This window comes from Okeania sp., assembly GCF_983059655.1.
This window is the reverse complement of sequence record NZ_CEZPJD010000509.1, coordinates 1-5,808: the sequence shown is the minus strand read 5'-3', so window position 1 is coordinate 5,808 and position 5,808 is coordinate 1. Positions and strand designations below refer to the sequence as shown.

The following is a 5,808-nucleotide window of genomic DNA, read 5'->3' as shown; positions in this document are numbered from 1 at the left end:
GCTCCATTATAAACAGGAATTCTCCGAGAAGTTCTTAATCCTACTTGTTTAGATAATTGTTTACTTCCCGTCAAAATAAATGCCGTCCATCCAGTAAAACGTTGTTTAAAAATATCTCCCAACATTTTATAAAGTTCGCCCAATTCTTCCACTTCTCCTAAACGTTCGCCATAAGGAGGATTACAAATAATAATCCCTTTATCTGCGGGAGGTTTTAATTTAGATAAATCCGTTTTAATAAACTTAATTTTATTTGCTACCCCACATCTTTCAGCATTAATTCGAGCTTGAAAAAGCACTTCAGGATTGCGATCGCTACCGACAATTATTGATTTTAATTCAGTTAATTGACTATTTTTAGCTTCTGTTAATAAATCTGCCCAAAGAGACTTGTCAAAATCACGCCAGTTCATCAAAGAAAATTGATTTCTCAATAGTCCCGGTGCAATATTTAATGCTTTTAAACTTGCCTCTAAAGGTAAAGTTCCAGAACCACATAAAGGATCTAAAAAAGGTATATCTGGAGAATATTCTGCCATTTCTAAAATGGCTGCTGCTAAAGTTTCTTTCAGAGGAGCAAACCCCATTGCTAGGCGATAGCCACGCTGATGTAAACTACTACCAGAACTATCTAAACTGAGGATACAACTATTATTTTGAATATGAGCATTAATCAATATATCAGGATTTTTAGTATCAATATTTGACCTGTAGCGAAACTTTTCTATTTGTTGTTCAGTAATTGCATCTTTAATTTGAAGAGCTGTATAATGAGTATGCTTTAGTTTTTCATTACTTCCAGTACAATTAACTGCTAATGTATTTTTAGGAGATAAATATCGCTGCCAAGGAATTTTTTTTACCTCTTTATAAAGTATTTCTCGGTTAACACATCGAACTTCGGCAATAGGAACTAAAACTCTAAAAATAGTTCTTGCCCAGATATTAACCCGATAAAGTAAAGTCTTATCTCCTGTAAAACTTACCCCAGTAAATTCTGGACAGATGTTTTCTGCTCCTAAACTTTTTAATTCTTGGGCAGCAATAGCTTCTAATCCTTTGGCCACCTTGGCATAGTATTGATTCATTAAAGTTCTTATATAGCAGGGAACAGGGAATAGGGAACAGTGGGAAAAATATTACATTTTATTATCATTCTTGGTCAAACTTTGCCATAACAAGAATTAGACATCTCCGGAAAAGAGGAAGTAGGCAGTAGGCAGTAGGCAGTAGAGGAAAAGAATTGATAATTTCTGTGCGATAATTGATTTTATTTTTTATTGTCGGAGATGTCTATTATACGAAAAAAGCTAATGCACAATTTTAGCCGTGTCGGTCCACTAAATGATTTAATATTTATTTTACACACAGTCTCTTAATATATTCCTTCTTCCTTCTTTCCTTTCCCTTCTTCCTTCTTCCTTCTTTCCTTTCCCTTCTTCCTTCTTCCTTCTTCCTTCTTTCCTTTCCCTTCTTCCTTCTTCCTTCTTTCCTTTCCCTTCTTCCTTCTTCCTTAATTTTAAGGAGAACAATCTGAAATATATTTTCCACTACTATCTCTAGAAACTATATATCCTTGATATGGATTTGTAACTTCTATAAACCTTTGAGTGCCACTACCAATTTCTTCATTTCCCGTAACTTCTATTCTCTGACCATTTTCTACCACCCCAATTCTACGACTCGCTGAATTGCGCGCCTCAAAAATATATAATCCATTTGGCCTGAGTATATAACAAGTTTTTAATTTTGCCCTTGCTTTAGCCTGGTAATTAATTACACGCTCTGTGAGGCCATTTTCTGTGATTGAATCTACACTATATTGGTCTGGGCCAATAATATATTCAATTCCTCGTACCGGATCATAAGCTTCCCAAGAACTCCCCCTTTTTGTCGCATTACCAACTATCAGCCAATCTTGTTCAGTTCCATTCTTAGGTTGACTAATAAATATATATTCACCTTTTTGAGTTTCGCAAATATTAATATTAAAATTTGCAGTTTCATAATTTGCTTTTTCTAAGCCATACCCATAACAAAGCTGCGCCCGTGCCGATCTTGGCAGAATCACACTTCCCAGCACTAAAGCAGTTGTAACAACTCCCACGGTGGCTAATCGGTGTTTCATTGTTTCTCCTATGTGCCAGTGACGTCCTCCTACATCAAATCAAAGATCATAATGTAGGGTTCCCAACCTCACGGATAGGGCTTTCTGTTTCACAGGGAGTGCAGCCACTTAACCCTCCGCAGACAGAGACGATGAGATTCACCGCCTTTTTGTACTAAACAATTTTGTACTCCGATACCTTCCCTCAAGAGTTTTACCTTTTCACGGGTTGAGGGAGAACTTCACCAGTTGAACCCCATACTCGTTACTTGTTTTCATGGTTCTCTCAGGTGCGTACTACCGCTACTCCTGATATAATCAGAATCACACAAAAAAAGCATACAATACAAGCTCTAAGTGGACGCTACACGGTTTATTTGTTGGTCGGCAATTCCCATCCCGTTATACAAATGTTAACAGGAGACCTCTTGCCAACATCAAAGTTGGATAGTAGCAAAACCCCATAACCATATCACAACTTGACGGAAATATCTCGCCTAAATGAAAATTAGTCAAGTATTATTTGATATTCTTAACTGTATAATAAAAAATCCTATAAAAAACTTATAGTTAAATTGTGTAAAGATATTATAAAGCTCTCAGCTTTCAGAAATAAGCAATCAGCTTAAGTTGACTTATAGCAGAAGGCAGAAGGAAAAATATGGCGTTGTCTGAGTTTTCCACTTTTAATATGTCCTCTCCTTCCCTTTGACTGCGATAAATCCAAAAAAATTATGTATAGGGAGATTTAAACTTCTCCTTAACTGTCCAACTTACTACTTATAAGGGATAAACACCCTGAAATAGTTCCAAGCTATACAATTTTTTGGATATTTTAAGGTACAAACCTCAAAGGTGTTGGCGGATAATTCCGTAGAAAAAGCAGAAAACTGTTAGTTGAGAGCTTGTTAAAAATAAAATCAAAATTTAGAGAGGGGTCTCTTATGGTAGCAGTAACAGACCGAGTCAAAAATAGACTAACAACGGAGACAAGTAAAATTGCTCCTGACACCACAGCCATTCGCTCCCTTGATTGGGACCGCGATCGCTTTGATATAGAATTTGGTTTACAGAATGGTACCACATATAACTCCTTTATCATTCGAGGAGAAAAAAATGCTCTGGTTGACACGTCTCATGCAAAATTTCGTCAGTTGTATTTAGACATCCTCTGGGGTCTAATCAAGCCAACAGAAATTGATTATCTAATTATTAGTCATACCGAACCAGACCATAGTGGTTTAGCCAAAGACATTATCGAACTAGCTCCCCAAGTTACAGTTGTTGGGGCAAAAGTAGCAATCCAATTTTTAGAAAACTTAGTTCATGTACCATTTAACAAACAAATTGTCAAAAATGGAGACCAATTAGATTTAGGCAACGGTCACGTTTTAGAATTCATTTCTGCCCCAAATCTACATTGGCCAGATACTATTTTTACCTACGATAGCAAAACCCATACTCTATTCACCTGTGATGCTTTTGGGATGCACTATTGCTCAGACAAGACTTACGATGAAAATCTGAGTGACATAGAAGCAGACTATAAATTCTATTACGAATGTCTGATGGCCCCCAATGCCCGTTCAGTCTTAAATGCGATGAAACGCATGAAAGCATTAGGAGAGATTAACACCATTGCTACAGGTCACGGCCCACTACTACGTTATAACTTAGTAGAATTAACTAACCGTTATGAGGAGTGGAGCAAAGCACAAAGCAAGGCAGAGACAACAGTAGCAGTATTCTACACCTCTGATTATGGTTACAGCGATCGCCTCTCCCAAGCAATTGCTCACGGGATTACTAAAACAGGCGTTGCAGTGGAAATGATGGACCTCAAATCTGCCGATCCCCAAGAAGTGCGGGAATTGGTAGAAATGGCAAAAGGAATCGTCATTGGATCGCCACCAACCACAGGTTCGGCAGCTAGTAGTATGGAAACAGCTATTAGCACTATTTTGGCAGCAGCTAACAAAAAACAGGCTTTCGGTTTATTTGAATCTGGTGGTGGCGACGATGTATCTGTGTATCCTCTTGCTAACCAATTAAAAGAATTGGGTCTCAAGCAAGCATTCCCCAATATTCTGATTAAAGAAACTCCTTCAGAATTAACTTATAAACTTTGTGAAGAAGCAGGCACAGACGCAGGTCAACTGTTGAGCTTGAAGCAAAATATCAAGCAGATGAAATCTCTTGATAGCGACCTAGATAAAGCTTTAGGTCGTTTGAGTGGAGGTTTGTATATTATCACCGCTACTAAAGGTGAAGTTAGTAGTGCCATGTTAGCTTCTTGGGTAGTGCAAGCTAGTTTTAAACCATTAGGGGTTTCCATCGCAGTAGCAAAAGACCGGGCAATTGAGGCGCTGATGCAAGTAGGCGATCGGTTTGTCTTAAATGTATTGCGGGAAGATAACTATCAAAGTCTCATGCGACATTTTCTGAAGCGCTTCCCACCTGGTGCAGACCGTTTTGCCGGAGTAAATACTCAAGTTGCTAAGAATGGTAGTCCGATTTTAGGAGATGCACTAGCTTATTTGGAGTGCGAAGTAGTAAGTCGGATGGAGGCAAGCGACCACTGGATTATTTATGCAGCTGTTGATACTGGGCGAGTTAGTGACTCAGATGTTTTGCCTGCAATACATCATAGAAAGGTAGGTAATCATTATTAATTTAAGTTATTAATTTACGTTGTAGTGCGGGCATCTTGCCCGCCAGTGGTGTACTGACTGAATATACAATCTGGCTCAAAAGTTGTCATTGCGACGATAGGAAGCAATCTCGCGCCACCAAAGTTTGTAGTAGGGCTTAAGCCCTATCTATGAATTAAGGCTAAAGCCCTACTAAAAACAAAAACTTTTTTATCACTGATTATCGGGACATGATATTACATTAGAATAGAAGTATCTCGCCGAAAAAAGTAATAGAATGAATCATGAATGTTTTCTATCAACGACAAGGCGTTGAATTTGAGTGGGATAGCAATAAAGCTCGAAGTAATCTAGAAAAACATGGTATTAGCTTTGAGGAAGCAACAGAAGCTTTTTTCGATCCCTTTTACCAAGAAGGTGAAGCTACTCTTAAGAAGGTCCCCACTGGTGAGCAACGTCAATTTATTCTAGGCTATTGTTTAGAACAACGCCTTTTGTTAGTGGTCTATGTAGAAAGAGGAAGGCGAAACCGGATAATTTCCGCCCGTCAAGCTACTCGAAATGAAAGGAGACTCTATGAACAACCCTGAAGAAGAATTTACCATTAAACTGCACCCCCGTATTCAAGAAGAAGTTTCCTTGGATATTCCAACAGATACCTTAGCATCTCTCAAAAAAGTAGCTGCTAATCGAGATATGTCTTGTGAGGCATTACTGAAATTATACATTGGACAAGGGTTAAGAGAGGATTTAGCTAAATCTTTTTCTAATCGGTTACTAGAAGCAACAGCAGAAGTTTTGGCTAAACATATTAACTCAGAAGCAGAAATATCTGACATTTTAGAAGAAATTCGTACTCAAACAACCCTCTAATAGACATCTCCAAAAATTATCATTCCTTCTTGCTTTTAGCATTCCACTTTTTGAGACGCAGACTAACCCAGACAATTTGCTGAAGTGGTAATGGTACTTCTGGGTGTAGTCCCTCTGATATGTCTTCAAATGGAAAAGCTGTAATTCATATTAGACATCTCCAGAAAAGAGGGAACA

General features: G+C 38.1%; 6 protein-coding genes. 3 read left to right on the top strand and 3 right to left on the bottom strand.

Going from position 1 to position 5,808, the window contains the following annotated elements:
* The 3 genes from AC3DU7_RS22995 to AC3DU7_RS22985 form a co-directional block, all read right to left on the bottom strand.
* The coding region (locus AC3DU7_RS22995; protein ID WP_488041621.1) for a THUMP domain-containing class I SAM-dependent RNA methyltransferase at nucleotides 1-1,088 on the bottom strand (1,088 nt) is incomplete at its 3' end.
* Nucleotides 1,089-1,356: 268 nt separating this feature from the next.
* Nucleotides 1,357-1,551, bottom strand: coding sequence for a hypothetical protein (locus tag AC3DU7_RS22990; RefSeq protein ID WP_488041620.1), 195 nt, complete (start codon nucleotides 1,549-1,551; stop codon nucleotides 1,357-1,359).
* Complete coding sequence (locus AC3DU7_RS22985) at nucleotides 1,520-2,128, bottom strand: hypothetical protein (protein ID WP_488041619.1); 609 nt, start codon at nucleotides 2,126-2,128, stop codon at nucleotides 1,520-1,522. Before AC3DU7_RS22985 ends, AC3DU7_RS22990 begins: the two co-directional genes overlap by 32 nt.
* Nucleotides 2,129-3,051: 923 nt before the next feature.
* Between AC3DU7_RS22985 and AC3DU7_RS22980 the strand changes: the two genes are divergently transcribed.
* From AC3DU7_RS22980 to AC3DU7_RS22970, 3 genes are all read left to right on the top strand, one after another.
* Nucleotides 3,052-4,779, top strand: coding sequence for a diflavin flavoprotein (locus tag AC3DU7_RS22980; protein WP_488041618.1), 1,728 nt, complete (start codon nucleotides 3,052-3,054; stop codon nucleotides 4,777-4,779).
* Between the two features lie 263 nt (nucleotides 4,780-5,042).
* A complete protein-coding gene (locus AC3DU7_RS22975; protein ID WP_488041617.1) occupies nucleotides 5,043-5,348 on the top strand; it encodes a BrnT family toxin in 306 nt (101 codons plus the stop codon).
* The gene (locus tag AC3DU7_RS22970) at nucleotides 5,335-5,631 is read left to right on the top strand and encodes a hypothetical protein (protein ID WP_488041616.1); all 297 of its coding nucleotides are present in this window, start codon (nucleotides 5,335-5,337) and stop codon (nucleotides 5,629-5,631) included. Before AC3DU7_RS22975 ends, AC3DU7_RS22970 begins: the two co-directional genes overlap by 14 nt.
* The last annotated feature ends 177 nt before the right edge of the window (nucleotides 5,632-5,808 follow it).